The sequence below is a fragment of the Oleiphilus sp. HI0067 genome, from assembly GCF_001635735.1.
The window spans coordinates 1-749 of sequence record NZ_LWFI01000574.1; the positions used below are offsets into that span (position 1 = coordinate 1).

The following is a 749-nucleotide window of genomic DNA, read 5'->3' on the forward strand; positions in this document are numbered from 1 at the left end:
ATGAAGGCGTGTGTTGATGCGCTGGCTGTGTGCTACTTCAGGTGATATCGCGACCAAATAAGCGTGGTTGCCATAGTGATAAGCCAGCACTGCAACGATGCTACAAATAATCACCAACATCACTAAATCATTCACCGTAGTGACGAGAATGGAGCCAAACATCACTTGTTCTATCAAGTGAGCGTTGACGTGTTTTGCAACATACAAAAGCAGAGCTGCCCCTAAGGCGAGAGCAAAGGATAAGAACACGCCAATTAAAGCGTCATAAGGAATGCTTGATCGTCCTTTGATCCACTGCAGTAACAGCGCGAAAAGAATAGAGAAACTAAATAAACTGATCAGTGGTGACTCTACTGGTTCACCCAGTAATATGCCGATGCTAACGCCGGTTAGTACGCTATGACCTACAGCCTCAGATAAAAACGCAAGTCGTTTTACGACAACAAGTGTTCCAAGTAAGCCTAGAAGTGGGCCTATCATCATGCTGGCAAGCAGGGCGTTTATAAGGAATTCATAGCCGAACATATCTGGCAATAAGCCCGCGTTCACCCAATCATTAAATTGGCCATAAATGATATTCAAGAAACTGCCCCTTCTTGATCAAAAGGAGTTTGCTGAACTTGAATGGTTCTAGGATCGATTTCTCGAATTGTTTTATCAACCCAGAAGCAATGATCACAATGCTCACGAATAAGTGTCCAGTCGTGCTCGATCATTAGTATCGTGCCGCCAGCCGCTCTAAACTTTTT

1 protein-coding gene is annotated in these 749 nt (G+C 44.2%); it reads right to left on the reverse strand.

Going from position 1 to position 749, the window contains the following annotated elements:
* Window positions 1-582, reverse strand: a 582-nt coding sequence (locus tag A3739_RS06660; protein WP_068500801.1) for a metal ABC transporter permease, incomplete at its 3' end; no start/stop codon positions are given.
* Window positions 583-749 lie beyond the last annotated feature (167 nt).